The 26,081-nt window shown below is 66.1% G+C and carries 22 protein-coding genes; 5 read left to right on the top strand and 17 right to left on the bottom strand.

The window, feature by feature from the left end:
* Positions 1-260: 260 nt before the first annotated feature.
* Positions 261-2,378, bottom strand: a complete 2,118-nt coding sequence (locus H7F35_RS14610; RefSeq protein ID WP_261803629.1) for an ATP-dependent helicase — start codon at positions 2,376-2,378, stop codon at positions 261-263.
* A gap of 221 nt (positions 2,379-2,599) precedes the next feature.
* On the opposite strand from H7F35_RS14610, the gene corA reads away from it, so the two are divergent.
* Entirely contained in the window at positions 2,600-3,586 is a 987-nt protein-coding gene (corA, locus tag H7F35_RS14605; RefSeq protein ID WP_187113545.1) for a magnesium/cobalt transporter CorA, read from the top strand.
* Here corA and H7F35_RS14600 read toward each other — a convergent pair.
* From H7F35_RS14600 to H7F35_RS14555, 10 genes are all read right to left on the bottom strand, one after another.
* A complete protein-coding gene (locus H7F35_RS14600) occupies positions 3,579-4,361 on the bottom strand; it encodes a 5'-methylthioadenosine/adenosylhomocysteine nucleosidase (protein ID WP_187113544.1) in 783 nt (260 codons plus the stop codon). The genes corA and H7F35_RS14600 overlap by 8 nt on opposite strands.
* A 13-nt stretch (positions 4,362-4,374) precedes the next feature.
* Positions 4,375-6,006 (bottom strand): ABC transporter substrate-binding protein, encoded by a 1,632-nt coding sequence (locus H7F35_RS14595; protein ID WP_187113543.1) that lies wholly within the window; start codon positions 6,004-6,006, stop codon positions 4,375-4,377.
* A gap of 36 nt (positions 6,007-6,042) precedes the next feature.
* Complete coding sequence (locus tag H7F35_RS14590; protein ID WP_187113542.1) at positions 6,043-7,077, bottom strand: dipeptide ABC transporter ATP-binding protein; 1,035 nt, start codon at positions 7,075-7,077, stop codon at positions 6,043-6,045.
* Positions 7,074-8,099, bottom strand: a complete 1,026-nt coding sequence (locus tag H7F35_RS14585; RefSeq protein ID WP_187113541.1) for an ABC transporter ATP-binding protein — start codon at positions 8,097-8,099, stop codon at positions 7,074-7,076. Before H7F35_RS14585 ends, H7F35_RS14590 begins: the two co-directional genes overlap by 4 nt.
* A gap of 17 nt (positions 8,100-8,116) precedes the next feature.
* Entirely contained in the window at positions 8,117-9,019 is a 903-nt protein-coding gene (locus H7F35_RS14580; protein ID WP_187113540.1) for an ABC transporter permease subunit, read from the bottom strand.
* 4 nt (positions 9,020-9,023) lie between these two features.
* Positions 9,024-10,028 carry an ABC transporter permease subunit gene (locus H7F35_RS14575; protein WP_187113539.1) on the bottom strand — a complete coding sequence of 335 codons (1,005 nt, stop codon included), beginning with the start codon at positions 10,026-10,028 and terminating at the stop codon, positions 9,024-9,026.
* Positions 10,029-10,079: 51 nt separating this feature from the next.
* The gene (locus tag H7F35_RS14570) at positions 10,080-11,759 is read right to left on the bottom strand and encodes a long-chain-fatty-acid--CoA ligase (RefSeq protein ID WP_187113538.1); all 1,680 of its coding nucleotides are present in this window, start codon (positions 11,757-11,759) and stop codon (positions 10,080-10,082) included.
* 99 nt (positions 11,760-11,858) lie between these two features.
* Positions 11,859-13,358 (bottom strand): NAD(P)(+) transhydrogenase (Re/Si-specific) subunit beta, encoded by a 1,500-nt coding sequence (locus H7F35_RS14565; protein WP_187113537.1) that lies wholly within the window; start codon positions 13,356-13,358, stop codon positions 11,859-11,861.
* Positions 13,355-13,684 (bottom strand): NAD(P) transhydrogenase subunit alpha, encoded by a 330-nt coding sequence (locus H7F35_RS14560; protein WP_187113536.1) that lies wholly within the window; start codon positions 13,682-13,684, stop codon positions 13,355-13,357. Before H7F35_RS14560 ends, H7F35_RS14565 begins: the two co-directional genes overlap by 4 nt.
* A gap of 34 nt (positions 13,685-13,718) precedes the next feature.
* The gene (locus H7F35_RS14555; protein WP_187113535.1) at positions 13,719-14,849 is read right to left on the bottom strand and encodes a Re/Si-specific NAD(P)(+) transhydrogenase subunit alpha; all 1,131 of its coding nucleotides are present in this window, start codon (positions 14,847-14,849) and stop codon (positions 13,719-13,721) included.
* 441 nt (positions 14,850-15,290) lie between these two features.
* On the opposite strand from H7F35_RS14555, the gene H7F35_RS14550 reads away from it, so the two are divergent.
* From H7F35_RS14550 to H7F35_RS14540, 3 genes are all read left to right on the top strand, one after another.
* Positions 15,291-16,004 carry a response regulator transcription factor gene (locus H7F35_RS14550; protein WP_187113534.1) on the top strand — a complete coding sequence of 238 codons (714 nt, stop codon included), beginning with the start codon at positions 15,291-15,293 and terminating at the stop codon, positions 16,002-16,004.
* Between the two features lie 114 nt (positions 16,005-16,118).
* Positions 16,119-16,553, top strand: coding sequence for a DUF4019 domain-containing protein (locus tag H7F35_RS14545; protein ID WP_187113533.1), 435 nt, complete (start codon positions 16,119-16,121; stop codon positions 16,551-16,553).
* A 15-nt stretch (positions 16,554-16,568) separates the two neighbouring features.
* Positions 16,569-17,087, top strand: a complete 519-nt coding sequence (locus H7F35_RS14540) for an NUDIX hydrolase (RefSeq protein ID WP_187113532.1) — start codon at positions 16,569-16,571, stop codon at positions 17,085-17,087.
* Here the strand turns inward: H7F35_RS14540 and mnmA are convergent.
* Complete coding sequence (mnmA, locus tag H7F35_RS14535; RefSeq protein ID WP_187113531.1) at positions 17,077-18,180, bottom strand: tRNA 2-thiouridine(34) synthase MnmA; 1,104 nt, start codon at positions 18,178-18,180, stop codon at positions 17,077-17,079. The genes H7F35_RS14540 and mnmA overlap by 11 nt on opposite strands.
* A gap of 178 nt (positions 18,181-18,358) precedes the next feature.
* On the opposite strand from mnmA, the gene H7F35_RS14530 reads away from it, so the two are divergent.
* On the top strand, positions 18,359-20,086 hold the full coding sequence (locus tag H7F35_RS14530) for a long-chain-fatty-acid--CoA ligase (RefSeq protein WP_187113530.1): 1,728 nt from the start codon (positions 18,359-18,361) through the stop codon (positions 20,084-20,086).
* Positions 20,087-20,093: 7 nt separating this feature from the next.
* Here the strand turns inward: H7F35_RS14530 and H7F35_RS14525 are convergent, their stop codons facing one another.
* From H7F35_RS14525 to H7F35_RS14505, 5 genes are all read right to left on the bottom strand, one after another.
* Positions 20,094-21,077, bottom strand: coding sequence for an LLM class flavin-dependent oxidoreductase (locus tag H7F35_RS14525; protein ID WP_187113529.1), 984 nt, complete (start codon positions 21,075-21,077; stop codon positions 20,094-20,096).
* A gap of 45 nt (positions 21,078-21,122) precedes the next feature.
* Positions 21,123-22,796 (bottom strand): FxLYD domain-containing protein, encoded by a 1,674-nt coding sequence (locus H7F35_RS14520; protein ID WP_187113528.1) that lies wholly within the window; start codon positions 22,794-22,796, stop codon positions 21,123-21,125.
* Between the two features lie 70 nt (positions 22,797-22,866).
* A complete protein-coding gene (locus tag H7F35_RS14515; RefSeq protein WP_187113527.1) occupies positions 22,867-23,466 on the bottom strand; it encodes a hypothetical protein in 600 nt (199 codons plus the stop codon).
* A gap of 11 nt (positions 23,467-23,477) precedes the next feature.
* Positions 23,478-25,274, bottom strand: a complete 1,797-nt coding sequence (locus tag H7F35_RS14510; protein ID WP_261803628.1) for a VanW family protein — start codon at positions 25,272-25,274, stop codon at positions 23,478-23,480.
* Positions 25,271-25,876, bottom strand: coding sequence for a DUF6891 domain-containing protein (locus H7F35_RS14505; protein ID WP_187113525.1), 606 nt, complete (start codon positions 25,874-25,876; stop codon positions 25,271-25,273). The genes H7F35_RS14510 and H7F35_RS14505 overlap by 4 nt, the downstream gene beginning before the upstream one ends.
* Positions 25,877-26,081: the final 205 nt, after the last annotated feature.

The raw sequence follows: 26,081 nt of genomic DNA, 5'->3' as shown, positions 1-26,081 counted from the left end.
GGCCGGCGAAACAGTGAATCGGGGGGAGAGGGAGAGGAAGGGAAGAAGAGGAAAGAAGGGTCGGTCGATTCACTATGCCCAAGCTGTCACGGTATTGCAATACCCGAGTTGCCCGGGGGTGCGGGGCGCGCAAAGCGCCGCATGATCCGCTATTCAATCCATAGCGGACAACGCCAGCAGGGCAGCCGCTGCGGCGCTTTGAAAGCAAGTGTTTGCGCTGGCGTGCGGCGGTGACCATGCAGCCCGAAGGGCCGGCTCGCTCAGCGCCAAGCGGCGCGCATGCGGTTGCGCAGGTCGATCACGGCGGCCGGCGGCGGCACCGCGGGAGGCAACACCGGCGCAGGCGGCCAGGCCTGCTGCTCGAAGCCCGCGAGATCGGCGTCGGGAATGAAGCGCGTGCGGTTCGCGTACAGATGCCGGTCACCGCGCGCCGCCTGCTGCGGGATGTAGAAGCGCTGCGGCACCAGCAGGTGCAGATGGTCACGCGCCCGCGTCATCGCCACGTAGAGCAGCCGGCGCTCTTCTTCGAGTTCGTGCGCGCCCTGCGCCACGTCGGCCGGCATGCAGCCGTCGACCACGTTGAGCACATGCACCGAACTCCATTCCTGCCCCTTGGCCGAATGGATGGTCGAGAGGATCAGGAAGTCCTCGTCGAGCAGCGGCGGCCCGGGGCGATCGCTGGTGGCTTCGGGCGGATCGAGCGTGAGTTCGGTGAGGAAGCTCTCGCGCGAACCATAGCCGGCGGCAAGCCGTGCAAGCTGCTCGACGTCGGCACGGCGCACGCCGGAGGTGTCCTCGTACAGCCGCTCCAGATGCGGCTGATACCAGTCCATCGCCAGTTCCACATCGGCCGGCCATGTCAGTGAAGGCGCACGCAGCGCGGCATAGGCTTTTACGAAGTCAGCCCATTGCGCGCGTGCTGCAGACGGCGGCACGAAATCGCGCACCGCTGCGACAGGATCGGCCGCCTGGTCCATCGCATCGAGCAGCCGCGTGCCGGTGACAGGCCCGATGCCCGGAATCAACTGCGTCACGCGAAAGCCCGCCATGCGCCCGCGCGGGTTCTGGGCAAAGCGCAGCACCGCGAGCAGGTCTTTCACATGCGAGGCCTCCAGGAACTTGAGGCCGCCATATTTCATGAAGGGGATGTTGCGCCGCGCCAGTTCGAGTTCGAGCCCCGCGCTGTGCGCCGAGGTGCGGAACAGCACCGCCTGCGACTTCAGCGCCAGCCCGCCCTCGCGATGCGCGAGCACCTTGTCGGCCACCCAGCGCGCCTGCCCCGCATCGTCGGGCACGAGCACCAGCAGCGGCTTGCCGGCCGAGGGCTTGTCGGTCCAGAGCGTCTTGGCGTGCCGCTCGGCCGCATGCGCGATCACACGGTTCGACACATCGAGGATCGGCTGCGTCGAACGGTAGTTGCGCTCCAGCGTGACCAAGCGCGCCGCCTGCGTGAACTGCGAGGGAAAGTCGAGGATGTTGCGCACCGTCGCGCCGCGAAACGAATAGATCGACTGCGCGTCGTCGCCCACCACCGTCACGCCACGGCCATCGGGCTTGAGCGCCAGCAGGATCGAGGCCTGCAGCAGGTTGGTGTCCTGGTATTCGTCGACCAGCACATGGTCGAAGCGCGCGCCGATCTGCGCGGCCAGCGTGGGCTCGGCGACCATCTCGGCCCAGTAGAGCAGCAGGTCGTCGTAGTCGAGCACGTTCTGCTGCTGCTTGGCCTCCACGTAGCCACCGAACAGTTTCTTGAGTTCGGCCTCCCATTCGTCGCACCAGGGAAAGGATTCCTTGAGCACCTCGGCCAGCGGCGCGCGGGTGTTGACGCAGCGCGAGTAGATCGACAGGCAGGTGCCCTTGCGCGGGAAACGATTGACGGTGGACGACAGGCCCAGCTCGTGCCGCACCAGCCCCATCAGGTCTTCGGCATCGCCCCGGTCGTGGATGGTGAAGTTCTCGTCCAGGCCGATCTGCGGTGCGTACTCGCGCAGCAGCCGCGCGCCGATGCCGTGAAAGGTGCCAGCCCATTGCAGCGCAGGCGGCACCGCCGATTGCAGGCCGAGCACCCGCCCCAGCACCTGGCCCGCACGGCGCCCCATTTCCTGCGCGGCACGGCGCGAGAAAGTCAGCAGCAGCAGTCGTTGCGGATCGACGCCACCCGCGATCAGATGCGCCACCCGATGCGCCAGCGTGCTGGTCTTGCCGGAGCCCGCGCCGGCAATCACGAGCAGCGGGCGATGGTCGCCACCCACGGCCGCGCCCACCCCATGCTCGACCGCCGCGCGCTGCGCTTCATTGAGCGTTGCCAGCGCCGCGGCAAGACGCTCGGACTGGGTCGTCGCGGTGGTGGAAAAAACGGGGAGCGCAGCAGTCTGCATGGGCGCGACTTTACTGTATGCCTGTCCAGTCCACCCTCGATGCCATCCAATGGCCAGTGACATAATCGCGCCTCGCTGCAACTGGAGACTGTCCCCATGGAAACCGCCCCGTCTCGGCAGCTTTCAACTCCCTTTCGGACGGCCTGATCGCTCACGTCGGGCCCGGGAATTGAAAGCGCCCCTCCCTCGCCCATCGTTCAGTCATCCCCGGGAGTGAGCCCATGCTCAATATCTTTACGCTCGCCAACGGCCGCCTCGTCCAGGAAGAGATCGAGGCGCTCGAAGAGCTCTCCAAGTTCCAGCCGATCTGGGTCGACCTCGAATCGCCCACGCTCGAAGAAAAGCGCTGGATCAAGCAGTACTACGGCCTCTCGATTCCCGAAGATGCGATGGACGAGGACATCGAGGAGTCCGCCCGCTTCTACGAGGAAGACAACGGCGAGCTGCACATCCGCTCCGACTTCCTGATCGACGACGACGAAGACCCGCGCACCGTGCGCGTCGCCTTCATCCTCAACCAGCACAACACCGACCTGCGCAGCCGCGGCGTGCTGTTCTCGATCCATGACGAAGACGTGCCCGTGTTCCGTCTGCTGCGCATGCGCGCACGCCGTGCACCGGGGCTGATCGAAGACGCCAAGGAAGTGATGCTCAAGCTGTTCGACGCGGACGCCGAATACTCGGCCGACACGCTGGAGAACATCTACGACGAACTCGAAGTGGCCGGCAAGAAAGTGCTCTCGGGCAACGTCACCGACGAGCTGGCCGGCGAGGTGCTCGGCCTCATCGCGCGGCAGGAAGACTTGAACGGCCGCATCCGCCGCAACGTGATGGACACGCGCCGCGCGGTCAGCTTCATGATGCGCAGCAAGATGCTCAATGCCGAGCAGTTCGAAGAAGCGCGGCAGATCCTGCGCGACATCGAGTCGCTGGACAACCACACGGCCTTCCTGTTCGACAAGATCAACTTCCTGATGGATGCGACCGTCGGTTTCATCAACATCAACCAGAACAAGACCATCAAGATCTTCTCGGTGGCCAGCGTGGCGCTGCTGCCGCCCACGCTGATCGCGAGCATCTACGGCATGAACTTCAAGTTCATGCCCGAGCTGGACTGGTCCATGGGCTATCCATACGCCCTCGTGCTGATGGCGGCGAGCGCGCTGGGGCCGATGTGGTACTTCCGCCGGCGCGGCTGGCTCAAGTAGCCGGGGTCTCGGCAGGCAGCGTGGCGAGCCACGCGCCGACCAGCGCGAGGCTGTAGCGGCTCGCCACCTCCACCACGAAGCGCGCGAAGTCGCCGTGCGCGGCATCGTCGGCACGGTCTGAAATCGTGCGCATCGCGGCGAACGGCACGCCGTAGTCGTGGCACACCTGTGCCATTGCCGCGCCTTCCATCTCGACCGCGAGCGCATCGGGCAGATCGCGCTGCAAGGCTGCGCTCTCTGCCGTGGTCGATACGAAACGGTCGCCACTCACCAGCAGGCCACGGTGCACCCTGGGCTGCCGAAGGCTGAACTCGTCGACGGCTTGCTGGCCGATCAAGGCCACCGGGTCGCGCAGCACATCGGCCGCCACGGCCGACAGCGCGTTGCCGATGGCCGCGTCGGCCACAAAGCGCGCCATGCCCATCAGCGGCACCTCGTGTTTGGGGAAAAGCGGCGAGGCGTCCATGTCGTGCTGCAGCAGCTCGGTTGCAACGACCACGTCGCCGACGTTCACACCGGGTGCCAGGCCACCCGCCACGCCGGTGAACACGATCGCGCGCACGCCGAAGCGCTCCAGCAGCACCGTGGCCGTCACCGCCGCAGCGACCTTGCCGATGCGCGACAGCACCGCGACCACGGGCTGGCCCTGCAGATGGCCCACCCAGAAGTCGCGCCCGGCCACACGAACACGCTGCTCGTCAGGCATCTGCGCGAGCAACGCTCTCAGTTCCTCGTGCATGGCCGCCACGATGGCGACGGGTGCGACACCACTCATGCGGCCACGTCCATCACTTCATGTCCACGCCGTAGAAGGTGTGACGGCCGAAGGGGCTCAGCTTGAAGTCGATCACTTCCTTGCGCACCGGCTTCAACTGCACTGCGTGAGCGATGGTGAACCACGGCGCCTGCTCCTTGAAAATGACTTGCGCCTTCTTGTAGAGCGCATCGCGGTCGGCTTGCTTGGTCGTGCTCTTGGCCTTCACCACGAGGTCTTCATACGGCTGGTAGCAGAACTTCGACACGTTGCTGCCGCTGGCCGACTTGGCCGAAGCGCAGCCCAGCAGCGTGTAGAGGAAGTTGTCCGGGTCGCCGTTGTCGCCGGTCCAGCCCATCATGCCCATCTGGTGCTCGCCGGCCTGCAGGCGCTTGCGGTACTCGCCCCACTCGAAGCTCTTGATCTCGGCCTTCACGTTGATCTTGGCCAGGTCGGCCTGCATCAGCTCGGCGATGCGCTTGGCGTTCGGGTTGTACGGACGCTGCACAGGCATGGCCCACAGGTCGGTCGTGAAACCGTCGGGGAAGCCGGCCTGCGCCAGCAGCTTCTTGGCGGCCTCGGGGTCGTACGGGTCGTCCTTCACCGCGTCGTTGTAGGACCACATGCTCGGCGGGATCGGGTTCTTCGCGGCCACGCCGGTCGTCAGGTACACGCCGTCGATGATGGCCTTCTTGTTGATCGCCATGCTGACGGCCTTGCGCACGCGCACGTCGTCGAACGGCTTCTTCGTGGTGTTGAACGACAGGTAGCCCACGTTCAGGCCGGGCTGCTCCAGCACCTGCACGTTCGGGTCCTTGCGGATCGCGTCGAGGTCGGCCGGGTTCGGGTAGGGCATCACATGGCACTCGCCCTTTTGCAGCTTGGCCCAGCGCACCGAGGCATCGGGCGTGATCGCGAACACGAGGTCGTCGATCTTGGCCTTGCCGCCCCAGTACTGCGGGAAGGCCTTGAAGCGGATGATCGCGTCCTTCTGGTACTGCACAAGATAGAAGGGGCCGGTGCCGATCGGGTCCTGGTCGACCTTCTCGGGCGTGCCGGCCTTGAGCATGGCAATGGCGTATTCCTTCGACTGGATGCCTGCGTATTGCATGGCCAGGTTCGCAAGGAACGGCGCCTCGGCCTGGTTCAGCGTGATCTTGACGGTGTAGTCATCGATGCGGTCCACCGACTTCAGCAGCTTGGGCATGCCCATGTCGTTGAAGTACGAGTGGTTCTGGCTCGTGACCTTGAAGAAGGGGTCGCTCTCCTTCCACTGCCGGTCGATCATGAAGATGAAGTCGTCGGCGTTGAAGTCGCGCGTGGGCTTGAAGCTCTTGCTGGTGGTGTGCCACTTCACGCCCTTGCGCAGGTGGAAGGTGTAGACCGTGCCGTCGGGCGAGATGTCCCATTTTTCGGCCAGGCCCGGCACGACCTTGGTGCCGCCGCGCTCGAACTCGACGATGGTGTTGTAGACCTGCGTGGTCACGTCGAACGAAGTGCCGGTGGTGTTCATGCCCGGATAGAAATTCTCCGGGCTGCCTTCTGCGCAATACACCAGCGTCTTGGCAGACACGACGCCACAGGCCAGGGTAAGGGCCGCAAGCGCTGTCGGTGCCAGAAGCGCCAGCTTTCGTGAGCGGCGCGAAACGGTGGGCTGGGTCTTCATGGGGACTCCTTGGGACACGGTTGAAAAAGCAGGTTGCTAGGGATTCGTCGCCATCGAGATGGCGGGCGAAGGGACATCGGCGCGCACCGGGGCCGCGCCGTCGAGGAACTGTTCCGAGAAGTGGCAGGCCACCAGCCGCTCGTCGAGCATGCGCGGCAACGGGCGCTCTTCGCGGCAGCGCGGCGCAACATGCGGACAGCGCGTGCTGAAGACACAGCCCGAGGGCGGATTCAGTGGCGACGGCAACTCGCCCTTGAGCACGATGCGCTGGCTGCTGAGCCCGGGCGTCGATGCCAGCAGCGCCTGCGTGTAGGGATGCAGTGGCCGCGCGAAGATGCGCGACTTGGGGCCCTGCTCCACCGCATGGCCGAGGTACATCACGAGCACGTCGTGCGCGATGTGGCGCACCACGCCGAGGTCGTGCGAGATGAAGAGGTAGGCCAGGCCCAACTCGGCCTGCAGGTCGGCCAGCAGGTTCAGCACCTGCGCCTGGATCGACACGTCGAGCGCCGACACCGGCTCGTCGGCCACCAGCAGGCGCGGCGACAGCATGAGCGCACGCGCAATTGCGATGCGCTGGCGCTGGCCGCCGGAGAACATGTGCGGATAGCGGTTGGCGTACTCGGGCCGCAGGCCCACGCGCGCGAGCATCTCGCGCGCCTTCGCGGCACGCTCCGGCTTGCTCAGCGTGGTGTTGATCGCCAGCGGGTCTTCGAGCACCGCCGAGATCTTCTTGCGCGGATTGAGCGAGCCATAGGGGTTCTGGAACACCAGTTGCACGGCCTGGCGCAGTTCGCGCTTCTGCGCCGACGCCTGGTTCACCGCATCGGCGCCGACCAGCGTGAGCTGCCCTGCCGTCGGCTTCTCGATCAGCGCCACCATGCGCGCCAGCGTCGACTTGCCGCAACCCGACTCGCCGACCACGGCCAGCGTGCGGCCGCGCTCGATGCGAAAGGAGATGTCACCCACGGCGCGCAGTTGCGAAGGCGCGCGGAACAGCCCGCGCCGGATTTCATAAGTGCGCTGGAGGTTGCTCGCCTCCACCACGACGTCATTCGGCACTGCGCTCATGGCAAGGCCTCTGCCACCGATTGCCGTGGCGGGTCTTTCTCGATGGCCGCCAGGCGCCCGGGCTCACCGAGCGGGAAGTGGCAACGCACCTCGGCCTCCTGCCATTCGCGCAACGCGGGCCGCACATGGCAGGCGCGCTCGGTGACGTAGGCACAGCGCGGCGCGAACAGGCAACCGGCGGGCCGGTCGTGCACGCCCGGCACCATGCCGCTGATGGTGGCGAGCCGCCCCTCGGGCGCGGCGCGTTCGGGCAACGCCGCGAGCAGCGCCTCGGTGTAGGGATGCTGCGGCGACGCGAAGAGGCGGTCGACGCGCTGGTGCTCCATCAGTTGCCCCGCGTACATCACGGCGATGCGCTGCGCCATTTCGCTGACCACACCCATGTTGTGCGTGATGAGCACGAGCGCCATGCCACGCTCTTTCTGCAGGTCGCGCAAGAGGTCGAGGATCTGCGCCTGGATGGTGACGTCGAGTGCGGTGGTCGGCTCGTCGGCGATCAGCAGGCGCGGGTTGCAGGCGATGGCCATGGCGATCATCACACGCTGGTTCATGCCGCCCGAGAGCTGATGCGGATAGCTGCCCAGGCGCGACGACGCAGCGGGAATGCCGACCTGCTCGAGCAGCTGGGTCGCGCGCCGCTTCGCATCGCGCCTGTCGAGCTTCAGGTGCAGCCGCAGCGTTTCCATCAACTGGAAGCCGATGGTGAAGCAGGGGTTGAGGCTGGTGGTCGGCTCCTGGAAGATCATCGCGACCTCCTTGCCGACCAGCGAGCGGCGCACCTTGTCGGAGACGCCGAGCAGCTCCTTGCCCGCGAAGCGCATGTGGTCCGCGCGCACGCGGCCGGGGTAGCCGACGAGGCCCATCAGCGCCATCATCGTGACGCTCTTGCCCGAGCCCGATTCGCCGACGATGCCGAGCACTTCGCCCTCGTCGAGCCTGAGGCTCACGCCATCGACCGCGTGCAGCACGCCGCCCTGCGTAGGGAACTCGACGTGCAGGTCTTTTATTTCAAGCAAAGGCATCTGTTCTTTCCTTTGCTTCAGCGCTTGAGCTTGGGGTCGAGCGCATCGCGCAGCCCGTCGCCCAGCAGATTGAAGGCCAGCACGGCCATGAGGATCGCGAGGCCCGGGAAGGTGACGACCCACCACGCGCGCAGCACGAACTCGCGCGCATCGGCCAGCATGGTTCCCCACTCGGGCGACGGTGGTTGCGCACCGAGGCCGAGAAAGCCGAGCGCGGCCGCATCGAGGATGGCCGTCGAGATGCCGAGCGAAGCCTGCACGATCAGCGGTGCGGCGCAGTTGGGCAGCACCTCGCGGAACATCAGGCGCAGCGTGCCGGCGCCGCTGACGCGCGCGGCGGTCACGTAGTCGCGCGAGACCTCGGCAATGACGGCGGCGCGCGTGATGCGCACATAGTGCGGCAGCACCACGATCGCCACCGCGAGCATCGCGTTGATCAGCCCCGGCCCGAGGATCGCGACGATCACGATGGCGAGCAGCAGGCTCGGCAGCGTGAGCACGATGTCCATCAGCCGCATGATCGCGATCTCGAGCATGCCGCGGAAAAAGCCTGCGATGAGCCCGAGCACCACGCCCACGATCACCGACAGCACCACCACCGCGACACCGATCGACAACGAGAGCCGCGCGCCATACATCAGGCGCGAAAGAATGTCGCGCCCGATCGCATCGGTGCCCAGCAGGTAGCTGAAGCTGCCGCCCTTCTGCCACGCCGGCGGCAGCAGGAAAACCGCGCTGTTGGTTTCGTTCGGCGCATGCGGCGCGATCCACGGCGCGAACAGCGCGACCAGCAGCAGCAAGGCGATGATGACGAGCCCGATGACCGCGCCGCGGTTGGCCGAGAAGGCCGTCCAGAACTCGCGCCAGGGGCCGGGAGGCGCAGGACTTGCGCTCGGGGAAATGGTGTGTGTCGTCGCCATGTGTTCAGCGCCGGATGCGCGGGTTGATGACGCCGTACATCACGTCGACGAGCAGGTTGACGATCATCACGATGGCCCCGAGCAGCAGCATGCCGCCCTGCAGCACCGGATAGTCGCGGCGGCCAATGGCCTCGATGAGCCACTTGCCGACACCGGGCCAGGAGAAGATGGTCTCGGTGAGGATCGCGCCGGTGAACAGCACGCCCACCTGCAGCCCGATGACAGTGACGACCGGGATCAGCGCATTGCGCAGCGCATGCAGCCCGACCACGCGAAAGCGCGACAGACCCTTGGCGCGCGCGGTGCGGATGTAGTCTTCGCCGAGCACTTCGAGCATGGCCGAGCGTGTCATGCGCGCAATGACGGCGAGCGGCACGGTGCCCAGCACGATGGCCGGAAGAATCAGGTGATGCAGCGCCGACCAGAAGGCATCGATGTCGCCCGCGCGCAGCGAATCGATCAGCAGGAAGCCGGTTTCGGGCTCGATGAAGTACTGCACCGCGATGCGCCCCGACACCGGCGTCCATCCGAGCTGCACCGAGAAGAACAGGATCAGCAGCAGCCCCCACCAGAAGATCGGCATCGAGTAGCCGGTCAGCGATGTGGCCATGACGCCGTGATCGAAGATGGAATTGCGCCGCACCGCCGCGAGGATGCCGGCCGGCAACCCGAGCAGCAGCGCGAAAAGAATGGCGCAGACCGCGAGCTCGACCGTGGCCGGGAAGAGCGCGAGGAACTCGCTCATCACCGTGTCCTGCGTGATCAGCGACTTGCCCAGGTCGCCATGCAGCACGCGGCCGATGTAGATGCCGTACTGCACGATCACCGGCTTGTCGAAGCCGTAGGCGGTGCGCAGCTCGGCATGGCGTGCGGGATCGATCCCGCGCTCGCCAGCCATGGTTTCAATGGGATCACCCGGCACGAGCCGGATGAGAAAGAAGGCGAGCAGTGTCATGCCGATGAAGGTCGGCACCAGCAAGCTCACACGGGTCAGAATGAATCGAAACATCGACCCGCGAATATGCAAGATCGATGCCGTGGCCCTACCCGGGCCGAACCCTTACTTCTTCGTGTCTCGCAGCTCGCGGCGAAGGATCTTGCCGACCGGTGTCTTCGGCATGTCGGTACGAAACTCTACGATTCGCGGCTGCTTGTAACCCGTAAGGTTTGCTCTGCAGTATTCGCGCACTTGTGCTTCGGTGAGCGAGGGATCTTTCTTGACGATCACGAGCTTCACGGCTTCGCCGGTCTTCTCGTCGGGTATGCCGACGGCCGCGCATTCGAGCACGCCCGGAATCAGTGCAACCACGTCTTCGATCTCGTTCGGGTACACGTTGAAGCCCGAGACCAGGATCATGTCCTTCTTGCGGTCGACCACCTTGAAGTAGCCGCGCTCGTCGACCACGCCGATGTCGCCGCTCTTGAAGTAGCCGTCGGGCGTCATGACCTTCGCGGTTTCGTCGGGGCGCTGCCAGTAGCCGGCCATCACCTGCGGACCCTTGATTGCGATTTCGCCGCGCTCGCCCATCGGCACTTCGTTGCCTTCGTCGTCGAGCAGCTTGAGCCAGGTGTTCGGCAGCGGCAGGCCGATGGTGCCGGTGTAGGCGGTGCTGTTGGTCGGGTTGCAGGTGGTCGACGGCGAGGTCTCCGACAGGCCATAGCCTTCGCAGATCGGGCAGCCGGTTTTCTCGAGCCAGAGCTTGGCCACCGCGGCCTGCACGGCCATGCCGCCACCCACCGAGATCTTCAGGTTCTTCCAGTTGACGGTGTTGAAGTCGGGGTGGTTCGCCAGCCCGTTGAACAGCGTGTTGACGGCCGGGAGGCTGTGGATCGTGTGCTTGGACAGCTCCTTGAGCACGCCTGCGATGTCGCGCGGATTCGGGATCAGGATCAGCTTGCCGCCCGTGCGCATGTTCAGCATCATGCCGACCGTGAACGCGAAGATGTGATACAGCGGCAGCGCGCACACGCTGGTGGGCTGTTCGTTGGCTGGCACCTTGTCCATGGCCGGGCCGTTCCAGGCTTCGGACTGCAGCACGTTAGCGATCACGTTGCGATGCAGCAGCACGGCGCCCTTCGACACGCCCGTGGTGCCGCCGGTGTACTGCAGCACGGCCACGTCGTCCGGGCCGATGACCACGGGCTGCGGCGTGCGGCTGGCGCCCTTGTCGAGCGCGTCGTTGAAGCGCACCGCGCCCGGCAGACTGAAGTGCGGCACGAGCTTCTTGACGTTGCGCACCACGTAGTTGACGAGCGCGCCCTTGAGGAAGCCGAGGCGGTCGCCCACGGAGGCCAGCACGATGTGCTTGATCGGCGTGGCCGCGATGCATTGCTGCAGCGTGGTGCCGAAGTTCTCCATGATGATGATGGCCTTGGCGCCCGAGTCCTTGAGCTGGTGCTCGAGTTCGCGCGGCGTGTACAGCGGGTTCACGTTGACCAGGATCAAACCGGCGCGCAGGATGCCCGCCACCGCGATCGGGTACTGCGGGCAGTTGGGCATCATCGCGGCGACGCGGTCGCCCTTGACCAGGCCGAGCCCCTGAAGATAGCCCGCGAAGGCCTTGCTCTGCTTGTCGGTCTCGGCGTAGCTGATGTCCTTGCCCATGAAGCTGTAGGCCGTGCGGTCGGCGTACTTCTTGAAGCTCTCTTCCATGAGCGCAACCAGCGAGGGGTACTGCGAGGCATCGATATCGGCGGGCACACCCTGCGGGTAGCTGCTGAGCCAGGGACGGTCGGTCATGGATTTGTCTCCTCCGGGAGTCGGACAGTTGAAAACGAAAACGGCGCACGAAGTGGCGCCGCCAGGAACTCGCCCGCATCGCGGGCACGCACCTTCGGCCTATTCGATGGCCTTGCCCATATCTTCTACTACTTTCTTGGCATCGCCAAAAACCATCATGGTCTTGTCCATGTAGAAGAGCTCGTTGTCCAGGCCGGCATAACCCGCGGCCATGGAGCGCTTGTTCACGATCACGGTCTTGGCCTTGTAGGCCTCCAGAATGGGCATGCCGTAGATCGGGCTGCCCTTGGTGTGGGCGGCCGGGTTCACCACGTCGTTGGCACCCAGGATGATGGCCACGTCGGCCTGGCCGAACTCGCCGTTGATGTCCTCCATCTCGAACACCTGGTCGTAGGGCACTTCGGCTTCGGCCAGCAGCACGTTCATGTGGCCAGGCATGCGGCCCGCCACCGGGTGAATCGCGTACTTGACGGTGATGCCCTTGTCGGTGAGCTTTTGCGCCAGCTCCTTCACCGCGTGCTGCGCGCGTGCCACGGCAAGGCCATAGCCCGGCACGATGATCACGGTCTCGGCATTGCCCAGCACGAAGGCCGCATCGTCGGCGCTGCCGGTCTTCACCGGGCGCTGCTCCTTGGCACCGCTGGTGGCCGTGGCCGCCTCGCCGCCGAAGCCGCCCAGGATCACATTGAAGAACGAGCGGTTCATCGCCTTGCACATGATGTAGCTCAGGATCGCACCCGAGCTGCCCACCAGCGAACCGGCCACGATCAGCATCGCATTGTTCAGGCTGAAGCCAATGCCCGCTGCCGCCCAACCCGAGTAGCTGTTGAGCATCGACACCACCACCGGCATGTCCGCGCCGCCGATCGGGATGATGATGAGCACGCCCATCACGAAGGCCAGCGCCAGCATCGCGAAGAAGGCGGTCCAGCTTTCGGTTGCAACGAACAGCAGGCCGAGTGCCACGGTCAGCAGGCCGAGCACCAGGTTCAGCATGTGCTGGCCCTTGAACTGCACCGGCGCGCCCTGGAACAAGCGGAACTTGTACTTGCCCGACAACTTGCCGAAGGCGATGACCGAGCCGCTGAAGGTGACAGCGCCAATGGCCGCGCCCAGGAACAGTTCGAGCCGGTTGCCGTAGGGAATGCCGTAGCGCACGAAGCCGTCCAGCAGGACGGCGCCATCGGGCGTGACGGCACCGATCAGCGCGGCCACCGGCTGGGCGGTGATGCCGAAGGCCCAGGGCTCGGCCACGGCGGCCACGCCGATGAACACCGCCGCCAGGCCGATCATGCTGTGCATGAAGGCGACCAGCTCGGGCATCTTGGTCATCTCGACCTTGTTGGCCATGAAGGCACCCAGGCCGCCACCGACCACCACGGCGGCCAGCACATAGGCGATGCCGGTGCCGAAGTCGACGTTGAGCGAACGCGTCAGTCCGTGGATCAGCGCGATGGTCGTCAGCACGGCGATCGCCATGCCGGTCATGCCGAAGAGGTTGCCGCGGATCGAGGTGGTGGGATGGCTCAGGCCCTTGAGGGCCTGGATGAAGCAGACGCTGGCAACGAGGTACAGCAGCGTGACGAGGTTCATGCTCACTTGGCGACTCCCTCTTCTGCCTTCGGTGCAGCCTTCTTTTCCTTCTTCTTGAACATCTCCAGCATCCGCCGGGTGACCAGGAAGCCGCCGAAGACGTTCACCGCCGCCAGCGCCACGGCCAGCACGCCCATGGTCTTGCCCAGCGGCGTGGTGGTGAGCGCGGCCGCCAGCATGGCACCCACGATGACGATGGCGGAGATCGCGTTGGTCACCGCCATCAGCGGCGTGTGCAGCGCGGGGGTGACGGTCCAGACCACGTGGTAGCCGACGTAGATGGCCAGCACGAAGATGATCAGGTTGATGACGGTATGGGAAACGGGATCCATGGCGCTTGTGCTCCTCGCGTTTTCGCTTGTTCGCTTATTTACGGGTGACCTGGCCGTCTTGCGTGACGCGGCAGGCAGCGACGATGTCGTCCTCGAGGTCGATCTTCAGCGCGCCCTCCTTGGTGACGATCAGCTTGAGGAAGTCGAGCACGTTGCGCGCATAGAGCGCCGAGGCATCGGCCGCCACGAGCGCCGCGAGATTCGTTTCGCCCACGATGGTCACACCATGCTTGACCACGGTCTTGTCGGCTTCCGACAGCGGGCAGTTGCCGCCCACGCCGTCGGGGCCCTTGCCAGCGGCAATGTCGACGATCACCGAGCCCGGCTTCATGGCCTTGACCATGTCCTCGGTGATGAGCGTCGGCGCGGCGCGGCCGGGAATGAGCGCGGTGCTGATGACGATGTCGGCCAGCGCCACGCGCTTGGCGACTTCGATCTGCTGGCGCGCGAGCCAGCTCGGAGGCATCGGCTTGGCATAGCCGCCGACGCCGACTGCGGCTTCTTTTTCCTCATCGGTGTCGTAGGACACCTCGATGAACTTGCCACCCAGCGATTCGATCTGTTCCTTGACGCTCGGGCGCACGTCGGAGGCTTCGATGACAGCGCCCAGGCGCTTGGCCGTTGCAATGGCCTGCAGGCCGGCGACACCGACGCCGAGGATGACGACGCGCGCAGCCTTCACGGTGCCGGCTGCGGTCATGAGCATCGGGAAGAAGCGCTGGTATTTGTCGGCCGCGATCATCACGGCCTTGTAGCCGGCGATGTTGGCTTGCGACGAGAGGACGTCCATGCTCTGGGCCCGCGTGGTGCGCGGCGCGGCTTCCAGAGCGAAGCCGGCGACGCCCGCGCCAGCCAGGCGTTGCAGGCCGGTGGCGTCAAAAGGATTGAGCATGCCGATGACGACGGCGCCCGATTTCAGGAGCGCAGCTTCGGCATCGGTGGGCGTGCGCACTTTGAGGACCATGTCGGCGGACAACGCCCCCGCCTGATCGGTGATCTCTGCACCCGCAGCCTGGTAAGCCGCATCGGTCACGCTGGCAGCGACGCCGGCGCCCGACTGCACACGAACGGTGTGCCCTGAGGCCAGGAGTTTTTTCACCGTTTCAGGTGTAACGGCCACTCGGGTTTCGCCAGCCAGTGTCTCGGCAGGCACGCCTATCAGCATAGAGATCTCCTCAGGGCAAGGGGGCACACGGAATGCGGGCAGAGCTTACAGCAAGATTACAGAGGCTTGCTGTCGCCGAAATGCCCACGCCCTCTGGCTCGGGAGCGCCGGTGGATGCTACGGATCTAGCTATCTAATTTGTAGCGAATTTGAAAATTTACGCCTCCTTCGGAGGAGGCCAGCGAGCCTGGGACATACCCGGCGAGACCGTGCGTGATGTCGCGTGTCCAGCACTCAATTGTTGATAACACTCCGCCAACGGCTGCCCAACAAAATCTTCATTTGTATCCAATTGACGCCAATTGTCCGCACTACTCGCGTGAAAAACTTGATTTGCGTGCATTAGTTGCAATTTACAATTCTTACGTCCGTCGCAGATAGATACACTTCACTTAGATCGCCAGCTCACTGAGGCTGGCGCGGGGAGGAAAAGGGGATGGAATGCGAATTGCCGTACTGGACGATGGCCCGGATCAGCTCCGGCTGATCAATCAAACCATGGTGGGGCTCGGGCACGAGTGCCACCTCTACACCGAAGGACGAGCGCTGTTGCAGGCGCTGCGCCGGCAGACCTTCGACCTGCTTATCCTGGACTGGAGCCTGCCCGACATGGCGGGGCCGGACGTGGTGAAGACCATCCGGCAGGAGCTCAAGAGCCGCCTTCCCATTCTTTTCGTGACGGACAGGCGCGACGAAGCCGACATGGTCGAAGGCCTCAATGCCGGCGCCGACGACTTCATGGCCAAGCCGATCCGTGCGGGCGAGCTCGAAGCGCGCGTCAGGGCCTTGCTGCGCCGGTCCTACCCCGCCCAGCACGAGTCCGAACTGGTCTTCGGCCCCTACCACTTCTATCCGCCCTCGCGCGTGCTGAAGGTCCGGGGCGCGCCGGTCGAGCTGAAGAACCGCGAGTACGAACTCGCGCTGTTCCTGTTCCAGAACCTCGGACGGCTGCTTTCGCGGGAGCATCTGCACGAGGCCGTCTGGGGGCTTGGCATCGAGGCACTGTCACGCTCGCTCGACACCCATATCTCACGCCTGAGAACCAAGCTCGATCTGCGGCCCGCCAACGGCTTCCTGCTGCTGGCCATCTATGGCCTGGGATACCGCCTGGAAACGATCGAGGCGGACGCACTCCCCAAGGCCGGCACGCGGTAGGCCTGCTGGGTGCCCCAAGCTTTGGGGAATCTCCTGCACGCTACAGTCTCCAACGGCTCTGCCGCCCGGAGACTGCTCTTCGGGCGTCCCCTGACCCTCAAAGGAATGAGACGAATGCCCCGCAAGATCAGGCTGCTGCTCGCCGTCGCGCTGCTTTGGAGTTGGTTCGGTCCGGCCGCCGCGCAGGACATCGAGGCCAGCGACATGGTCCGGGGCGGCATGCAGGCGATCCAGATGATCGACCAGGGCAAGGCTGGCGAACTCTGGGACGGCGCCACCGCCGCCGCCCGCAAGCGCGTGACGCGCGCCGACTTCACGGACAAGGTCGCCGGGAGCCGCGCACCACTCGGGGCGCCCCGGCAACGCACCTGGGTGGCCATCAATCGCCAGGTGGTGACCGACCCCGACGGCGACACGGCCGGCCAGTACGTCAGCATCGAATACGAAACCCGCTTCACCGGCAAACCCGAGCACACCCTGCGCGAACTCGTGAGCTTCCACCTCGACAGCGACCGCATCTGGCGCTTCAGCGGCTACGTGCTGCGATAGACAGGCTCCCAATCAATGGCTACTTCCAAATCCGCACGCTGGAAACCCAACGTCACCGTGGCCGCGGTGATCGAACGGGATGGACGCTTCCTGCTGGTCGAGGAGCATGCCGACGATGGCCTCAAGCTCAACACGCCTGCGGGGCACCTGGACCCCGGCGAATCCCCCGCCGAGGGCTGCGCACGCGAGACCCTGGAAGAAACCGCCCACCATTTCACGCCAACGGCACTCATCGGCGTCTATATGGCGCGCGCCCGGCCACAGGCCGAACGGGGCGAACGGGGCGAAGACATTACCTACATGCGCTTCGCCTTCACCGGCACGCTCGGCGCATTGGAAGAAGGCCGCGCGCTCGACGAAGGCATCGTGCGCACCGTGTGGATGACGCTGGCCGAGATTCGCGCCAGCGTCGCGCGGCATCGCAGCCCGCTGCTGCTGCAATGCATCGAGGATTACCTCGCCGGCAAGCGCTACCCGCTCGAACTGTTCCACATCGACGAATCGGTGCGGTCGGTCCCGCCGGTCAGACGATGACGCCGCCCCCGAGGCAGCGTTCGCCGTCGTAGAGCACCGCCGACTGCCCCGGCGTGACCGCCCATTGCGGCTCGCCGAAGCGCAGGCTGAACCCCGCGCCCGCCTCGCCGACGCCCATGTCGCAGGCCGCATCGGCCTGCCGGTAGCGCGCCTTCGATCCATAGCTGCCCGGCACGGGCGCTTCGTCCGCCACCCAGCTCGCATCGTCGGCCTTCAGCGCGGACGACAGCAGCCACGGATGGTCGTGTCCCTGCACCACCCAGAGCGTGTTTTTCTCGATGTCCTTGCGCGCCACGAACCAGGGCGAGTGGTCGCCCGAGCCGCGCTGCGCGCCCTTCTCCTTGACACCGCCGATGCCCAGCCCCTGCCGCTGGCCCAGCGTGTAGAAGCTCAGCCCCTGGTGCTCGCCCAGCTTGCGGCCCCGGTCGTCCTTGATCGGACCCGGTTCCTTGGAGATGTAGCGGTTCAGGAAATCGCGAAATGGCCGCTCGCCGATGAAGCAGATGCCGGTCGAGTCCTTCTTCTTCGCGTTGGGCAGGCCGATTTCTTCCGCGATGCGGCGTACCTCGCTCTTGTGCAGTTCGCCGACCGGGAACAGCGTCTTGGACAACTGCGCCTGGTTCAGGCGGTGCAGGAAGTAGCTCTGGTCCTTGGATGCATCGAGCCCCTTGAGCAGTTCGTGCTTGCCGGTGGCTTCGTTCAACCGAACGCGCGCGTAGTGCCCGGTGGCGATCTTCTCGGCACCCAGGCGCATCGCATGGTCGAGGAAGGCCTTGAACTTGATCTCGGCGTTGCACAGCACATCGGGGTTCGGCGTGCGGCCGGCCTTGTACTCGCGCAGGAACTCGGCGAACACGCGGTCCTTGTAGTCGGCCGCGAAGTTGACGTGCTCGATCTCGATGCCCAGCACGTCGGCCACGCTGGCGGCGTCCACGAAGTCGATGTTCGACGAGCAATATTCGCTGTCGTCGTCGTCTTCCCAGTTCTTCATGAAGATGCCGACCACCTCGTGCCCCTGCTGCTTGAGCAGGTGCGCGGTCACCGCGGAGTCCACTCCGCCGCTCAGTCCCACCACGATCCGTTGCTTTGCCATAAGCCCGCCATTGTCCCAGCCTCGGGGTAAGGGCTTCCCGCGTGTGGGAAATCGGGAAAACCCGTGTCGCCTGCATGTCAGGCAAGGGGCCACAGCGGAAAGACCCGGCGCTACAGTGCCCTCGAAGGGCGGCACAGACCCGCCCGCGCGATTTGCAACAGCACAGCGGAGACAACGCATGGCCACCTCTTCTTCCTCCGCCCCCTCTGGCGACAACACCCCCTGGACACGCGCCTACCCGCCAGGCATGCGCTGGGATGCCGAACTGCCCGTCAAGCCGGTGCAGCAGATGCTCGACGAAGCCGTCGCGCGCTGGCCCGATCACTCCGCCGTCGAGTTCATGGGCCAGGTCATCACCTACGCGCAGCTGGGCGCGGCGGTCGAGCGCGCCGCCAAGGCGCTGCAGGACCTGGGCGTGAAGCACGGTGTGCACGTCGGCCTGTACCTGCCGAACACGCCCCATTACCCGATCGCCTTCTTCGCCGTGCTCAAGGCCGGCGGCACGGTGGTGAACTATTCGCCGCTCGACGCCGAGCGCGTGCTGGCCCACAAGATCGAGGACAGCCGCACCGACATCCTGATCACGCTGGACCTCGTCAATCTCTACCCGCTGATGGCGCGGCTGCTGGACAACTCGCGCCTGCAGAAGCTGGTGGTCGGCAGCCTGGGCGACTACGGCGCAGCTGGCGACAAGGTGCAAGCCCAGTTGCAGGGCGCAGGCCAGATTGCCACGGTGCCAACGGACGACCGGCATGTGCGCTTCAGCGATCTGCTCAAGAGCGAAGGTCCGCATCGAACCTATCCCCTGGGCGATCTCGCGGAAGAAATCGTGGTGCTGCAGTACACCGGCGGCACCACCGGCCTGCCCAAAGGCGCAATGCTCACGCACGCCAACCTGAGCTCGGCTTCTGCGCAGTACTACGAGTCGACACGCGGCGAGCCGCCGATCCTCGCCGAAGGCGCCGAACGCTTCCTGGTCGTGCTGCCGCTGTTCCACATCTTCGCGCTGAGCGCCGCCATGCTGCTCGGCGTGCGCCTGGGCGCCGCGCTGGTGCTGCACACGCGCTTCGATGTCGATGCCGTGATGAACGAACTGGCCGCCAGCAAGATCAGCGTGTTCCCCGGCGTGCCGACGATGTACACGGCCATCCTGTCGCACCCCAAGGCCAAGGAAATGGATTTGCGCTCGCTCAAGTTCTGCGGCTCGGGCGGTGCGCCGTTGCCGGTGGAAGTGGAGCAGCGTTTCTTCGCGCTCACCGGCTGCCACCTCAACGAAGGCTGGGGCATGACCGAGACCTCGCCGGTGGGCACCTTCACGCCCGCGCGCGGCGTGCGCAAGGCGGGCTCGTGCGGCATGCCGCTGCCGCAGGTGCGCATCAAGCTCGTGAGCCTGGACGACCCGTCGAAGGACGTGGCGGCGTTCGGCGAAGCGGGCGAGCTGTGCATCAAGGGCCCGAATGTGATGAAGGGCTACTGGAACAACCCCAAGGCCACGGCCGAGTCGATGACGCCCGACGGCTACTTTCGCAGCGGCGACGTCGCGAAGATGGACGCCGACGGCTACCTCTACATCGTCGACCGCACCAAGGACATGCTGCTGTGCGGCGGCTACAACGTGTACCCGCGCGTGCTGGAAGAAGCCGTGTACGAGCACCCGGCAGTGGCCGAGGTCTGCGTGATCGGCGTGCCTGACGACTACCGCGGCCAGTCGCCCAAAGCCTTCGTCAAGCTGAAGGAAGGCGCGCCCGAACTGACGCTCGATGCGCTCAAGCTGTTTTTGAAAGACCGCCTGGGCAAGCACGAGATGATCGGCGCGCTGGAATTGCGCGCCGAGTTGCCGAAGACGGCGGTCGGCAAGCTGTCGAAGAAGGACCTCGTGGACGAGGAAGCCCGCAAGCGGGCTTAGCTCCTGCTTATGACTTGAACGCCCCGGCCAGCAGCTCGTAGGAGCGCAGCCGGGCCGCGTGGTCGAACACCTGCGAGGTGATCATGAGTTCGTCGGCGCCGGTGCGCTCAACGAACGCTTCCACGCCCTTCTTCACCGTCTCCACCGAACCCACCGCAGAGCACGACAGCACCGAGTCGAGTAGCGCGTTCTCTGCCGGACCCACCTTCTGGCGGTAGTTCTCGACCGGCGGCGGCAGGCGACCGGGCCGGCCGCTGCGCAGGTTCACGAAGGCCTGCTGCCACGAGGTGGCGCGAAACTCGGCCTCTTCGTCGGTGTCGGCCGCGAACACGTTGAAGCCCAGCATCACGTACGGCTTTTTCAGTTGCGCCGAGGGCTTGAAGGTCTCGCGGTAGATCTGGATGGCCTGCATGATCTGCTGCGGCGCGAAGTGCGAGGCAAAGGCGTAGGGCAGCCCCAGGTGCGCCGCCAGTTGCGCGCCGAAGGTGCTGGAGCCGAGGATCCACACCGGCACTTCCAGCCCCTCGCCGGGCACGGCCCGCACGGGTTGTTGCGGCGCCTTCGACATGAAGTCCATCAGCTCGATCACGTCCTGCGGGAACTGGTCGGAATCCGATTCGAGGTTGCGGCGCAGCGCACGCGCGGTGCGCTGGTCGGAGCCGGGCGCACGCCCCAGGCCCAGGTCGATGCGCCCCGGGTACAGCGACTCCAGCGTGCCGAACTGCTCGGCGATCACCAGCGGCGAATGGTTCGGCAGCATCACGCCGCCGGCGCCGATGCGGATGGTCGAAGTGCCCGCTCCCACGTACGACAGCAACACCGCCGTGGCCGCGCTCGCGATGCCCGGCATGCCGTGGTGCTCCGCCAGCCAGTAGCGCGTGTAGCCGAGCTTCTCGCCATGCTGCGCGAGCGAGAGCGAGTTGCGGAACGACTGTGCGGCATTGCTGCCCTCAATGATCGGGGAAAGGTCGAGGATCGATAACGGAATCATGGGCGCGATCATGGCGCGAACCGCCCAACGCCGTTGCCCGAGGGGCTATTCGGTTTGGTATAGCGTCGTCACGCTGGCCAAGTCGCGGCCGTTCTGCTCCACGTCCACCTGGAAGGGCACGCTCTCGCCGGGTGCGATGGCCGGCAGGTTCTCGACCAGCTTGAAGCCGGTGAGCTGCCCGCTGCGGTCGCGCAGGCTGACCCACAACCGCACCTTGCCGACGATGTTCGTGCCCGGATTCTTCACGCTGCCCTTGACCTCCACGCTCTTGTAGGTAAAGCGCTGGCTGAAGTTGAGCAGCACGCTGCCGGTCTCGGCCTTGGTGCCCGTCACCTTCACTTCCAGCGGCATGCGCGGCCCCGGCATGGCGGCGCGGCGCATCGGCTTCCACTCGATGCGGGTATCGGTGATGCGCTCCATGTCTTCCGGCTCCAGGAAGATCGGGAAGCGCTCGCCCGGATACAGGTACGCCAGCCCCGAGATATTGGTGGTGCCGTCGGCCTTGCTGCCGCTGAAGCGCGAGATCACGCCGCCCGGCGCGATGGCCACCGCGTCAGGGCTGCGGTTCACGAGTTCGGTCAAAAACAGCCGCTGCTGGATGTTGTTGCGCCCGTCGATCAACGGCAGCAATTCGAGTTGTTTGGCATCGAAGCGCTCGCTGTCGTCGGCCAGCAGGTCTTCGGTGCCCAGGCGCAGTTCGGGGTTGAAGCGCTCCGGCGCGCCGGTGGTGCGGATCACGCGGTCGGTGCTCAGCACCGCCGTGCGCGCGCCCGAGGTCTCGATGGTGCTGTAGCCGATGCGGTAGTCCCACGCCGCGATCGCCGCCGCGCGGCCGAAGCGGGCGATGCTCAGGTCTACCGAGGTGTGCGCGCCGGGCTTGAGTTCGTTCGATTGCCCGTAGCCGTGGCCGAAGCCGATCACCTGGCCGGCATCGTCGTACAGCGTGGCCAGCACCTCGATGCCGCCGATCATGGCCGCGTCCTTGCGCGTGTTGGCAACGCGGCCCACCAGTCGCACGCGATCGCCCTGCTGCACCAGCCGCACGCGCGCGAAGGTCATGCGCGGTCCCTCGACCGCGTTGTAGGGCTCGGACAGCTTCTGCACCCGCAGGTCCTGCCGCGTGATGTTCTTGCCGCTGGGCATGTCGATCAACGCCGGTGTGCTCTCGCCGGGTTCGAGCACGGCGATCGGCACCATCTCGCTGCGCTCGTCGAGCCGGGTTTCGCCGTCGTAATAAGTGGCGCGGATGCCTGCGCGTGAGAGCGGCTTGCCGGTCTCGTTGCGCGCCACCACCAGCAGCTTGGGCACCGCCGAGCTGCCGCTGCCCACCAGCACCTGCTTCGGTTCGCCGAGCTTCAGGCCGTCCGCCGGAATGGTGCGATCGACGACGGCGGCAACCACCGGCTGCGCACCGGGCGGATTGCGCGATTCGAGGAACACTTCGATGACCCGCCCCACCAGCACAACGCCCAGCACGACGATCACGCCGATGCCGACTTTGCGCAACATCAGCTTCTGCCTGAGCGCTTCCTCGGCCGCCAGGCGCCGGCCTGCTTCGTTCTTGACCTGGTCGAGCACACGCTCGAGACGGTCGGACACGTTGTCCTCGACCAGCGTGACGGAGCCGCAGTGGTCGCAGGTGTATTCATTGAGGCCGGTGCGCTTGAGCACGCTGCTGCCGCATTCGCCGCACTTGAGCGTCTGGAGATCGATGGTCATGAAGCGCTTCCGGTTTCTTGTTTTGCCTGCGATTCTCCCTGCACCCCGTTTCCTGCCGCGGCGGCCCGCGCTACCAGCCGAAATCGTCCAGGATGGCTTCGGCCGTGGCGGTATCGCCGAGCAGCGGAGCGAGCCGCTTCACCAGGCGCGCGCGCTGCGCCGGATCGACGCTGTCGTCGTCCAGCAAAAGCTCGTCGCCGGCCTCGTCCACGAACTGGCCGATGGTGCCCAGGCAGGCGGCCATCTGGAAGATGTCGGCAAAGATCGGCTCGTCGTCCTGCCATGTGCCCGCGCCATGTCGCGCGAACTGGATCGCGCCCGTGCGCAAGTCGAAGATGAACGGGTCCGCCCCCTGGTCGGCCACCACCAGCCAATGGTCGGGCCAGTCGGCGATGCGCTCGCCGGTGATGCCGTGCCAGCGGTAGCCGGCCTGCAACTGCCACAGGCGCGCGAGCGGCGGAATGCTGAAGGGGTTGCCGACGTTCGGGACCTCGAGGCCCGCATGGCCCACACGCTCGTTGATCCACTCGCCGAGCGGGCCGATCTGTTCGTAGAACGTTGCGATGACGGGCGGCAATGGAATGTCACCGCGCCAATGCTCTGCGGCCGTTTGTGACGCCAACGCGCCGTGGGGAGCCAGGGCCGCGCGGGCCTGTTCGATCGATGCCATTTTTTCTCCCGTCAGGTGTTGCAGGCAGCCCGCAGCGCGGTGCGCATGGCTTCCACATCGCCGGCCGCGACTTCACGCACGCCTGGCAATGCGGCGAGGCCGCAGGCGGTCGAGGCCACCACGGGCAGGCCGGCCGCCACGGCACGCAGGAGCGCGCGCGGCGCATGCTCGATGTGCGCGGGCAGCACGACGACGCTGGCGCCGGCCAATCCATCGCCCTGCCAGTCCATGTGCTCGACAGGGTCGATGCCTTGCCACAATTGCGTGTCGTCGGACGGCGAGCCCAGCACGCGCAGCCGGCACGGCCAGCCTTGCAGCGCAGCGGCCAGTTCGCGCGCGCCCTTGCGTGCCAATGCACTCGCGGCGAAGACGATGAGCGGTGGGTCTTCGCGTTCGACCCCGATGGGTTTGACGCGGGGCAGCCCCCAGTCGAGCCGTGACAACGTGGCTTGCGGCGCCGACTCGGCGAGTTGCTGTGCGACCTCCGCGTGAGGCGTGACAACAGCCGCTGCACGGGCCAGCGCGATTGCCTCGGCCCGCACGAGCGCGGGATCGGCGCGAAAGTCGCTCAGCGTGGCATCGCCGGGCCAGCGTTGGGACGCGGCATCGAGCCTGCGTTCGATCACGGCGATGGGCAATGCGCTGGCCAGCACGGTGACATGACGACCGTCGAGCGCACCAGCCCGCTGCAGATGCGGCAACAGCGCCTGCTCGACCACCAGTTGCGTGTGTTCGGGCTTCAGGCGCGCGGCGAAAGCCAGCGCCAGCCAGCGCTGCCCATCGATCAGGCTGGCCTGTCGCCGGCCCGCGTGCCGCGCCCAGAGTCGTTGCCACAGCGCGCGGCGCAGGCTCGCAGCCCATGGCGATTGCGCGGGCGCTGCGCCTTCGGGCACGGGCTCCCGGTGCCATCCGACAGTGGATGCGCGCCAGAACGCCAGCCGCAACGGCACCGGCTGCATGCGGTCCGCGCCGGGGTGATTCGCCCCCAGGTAGCGCGCGAACTCCGGTGTCCATGCATCGAGCAGCACGGCAGTGCGGCCTTGCGGCGCCACATCGACCGGTGGGCGGTGGCGAAAGCAGGCTGTCTGGTCACAGCTCAGACAGCCGCGCGCCAGCGGCAACGCGGCACTCCCTTCGCCGGATCTCCGCAACATGACTGCTGCACCCGGCATCGCCAGCGGCGAACGTGCGCGGATGCGCAGCACCAGTTCGGTGGCGGTCAGCTCCACTTCGAGCCGCCATGCGTGTTTGGCGCGCAGCTTGAGGTCGACGTAGTTCCAGAACACCGTCGCATCGATGGCATCGTCGGTGACGGGTCCGGCCTGCTCGATGCGCGCCGTGTGCCCATGCCGCTCGACCAGCTCGAAGCCGGCACGCACCGCCACCGTGGCGAGTGCATTCGACAACTGGCACAGGCCACCGGCCAGCGTCGGCACCACGCAGCCACCGCGCAACTCGCGGCCCACGACGAAACCGCGCCATGCGCTCGGCCGCCCCAACTGGCGCCAGAAGCTCAGCAGTTCGCCGGCCGGCACCTCGATGGCGTCGAAGGCGCGGCGGGCCACGCGCAGGTTGTGCACCTTGCCGGCCACCAATGGGAATTCGTCCGCGCGCCCGTCCGACCACAAGGGTGTGCGGTATTGCGCGAGCACCGGCGCATCGGCCAGTGCGTGATCGCCGCCATGCCAGCGCCGGGCCGAGGGCCGCAGCGTCTCGCGCAGTGCGTGGGCCGTGGCCAGCAGCCGCGAGCGCAGCCAGAAATCGATGGCGTCGATGCGGCGCGGCGGCTGCCAGGCCTGCACGCTCACGCGGAGGGGCCTCGCTTGCGCCATTGGCCGAGATCGGCTTCGATGCGCTCGTTGATGTTGCCGCTCCACGTCGCGTCGAAGCCGGCTGCGCGCAGCAGCTCGACGATGCGGTGCCCGACCACGATGGTGTTGGCTTCGCGTTGCTCGATTTCGGGAATCATGCCGCCGCTGAATGCAAGGTGCAGGCGGCCGGTGCGCACCGCCGTGTCGAGGTCTTGCGAGTGATAGAAGCAGCAGCCGCGAATGCCCGAGGCCAGACGGCCCGCGGCGCGCCAGTGCTCGCGCACGTCGTCATGGCCATCGGACAGCGTGTTGCCCGCGCGGTGCAGCGCAATGATCTTTTCGCCGCGCAACTGCACGAAGACGGCATCGAGCCGGTCGTACTCGGTCTGTGCGGGCCAGTCGCGCTCAGCGGTGTGCTTGGCGGCGCAGGCGCGCTCGGCCTCTGCCTTGACCCAGGCACGGTCTTCGGCCGTGAGCTCGTCGGGATCGAGGTACTCGTCGGTGATCATCCATTCGACATCGGCGTCGGGATAGAAGCCGCTCCACACGAGATCGTGGATGCGTCCGCGCGTGTCTTCGGGGTCGAGAGTGAGGGCCATGCGTATGGGGTTGCCGCGTCAACGGCGACGGATCATGCTTTCTTTTCTACGGCGGGAGCGCCTTCGTATTTTCGCCCGACTGCACCACATTGGCGCAGTAATGCGAAAGCATGAGGTCTTGCGGCCATCCCTTCCGCGTCGCCATCATGAAGGATGCCCGATGGCAAGGCAATGCGCCTTTTGGCGAAGGCGGCCTCTGCCGCAC

This window comes from Variovorax sp. PAMC26660, from assembly GCF_014302995.1.
GTDB lineage: Bacteria > Pseudomonadota > Gammaproteobacteria > Burkholderiales > Burkholderiaceae_C > Variovorax.
Note: the sequence above shows the minus strand (reverse complement) of the source record. Positions and strands in the feature narration are given on the sequence as shown.